Below are 291 nucleotides of genomic sequence, written 5' to 3'. Positions count from 1 at the left end.
ACTCTTGCAGGGGGAGACCCCCAACTACCATCGGCGCTGAAGAGCTTAACTTCCGTGTTCGGTATGGGAACGGGTGTGACCTCTTCGCCATCATCACTAGACTTGAATAATTATTGAAAGACAAGTTCTATTATATCAACTATGTAGATTATTACAAGCATTAATTTAATAAAAATTTATTCTTTCAAAACTGAATAAACTGACATCTTAGAAACAAACAATTTGGTTAAGTCCTCGATCGATTAGTATTCGTCAGCTGCACGTGTCGCCACGCTTCCACCCCGAACCTAT

Annotated in this window: 1 rRNA gene; it reads right to left on the bottom strand. The window is 40.2% G+C overall.

The features are described from left to right. Positions 1-101, bottom strand: a 5S ribosomal RNA gene (rrf, locus tag M3627_RS20625); the annotation flags it as partial. Positions 102-291: the final 190 nt, after the last annotated feature.

It is taken from the genome of Psychrobacillus sp. MER TA 171 (assembly GCF_023713305.1).
Lineage (GTDB): Bacteria > Bacillota > Bacilli > Bacillales_A > Planococcaceae > Psychrobacillus.
The sequence above is the reverse complement of the archived record's forward strand: the minus strand, read 5'-3'. Positions and strand labels throughout refer to the sequence as shown.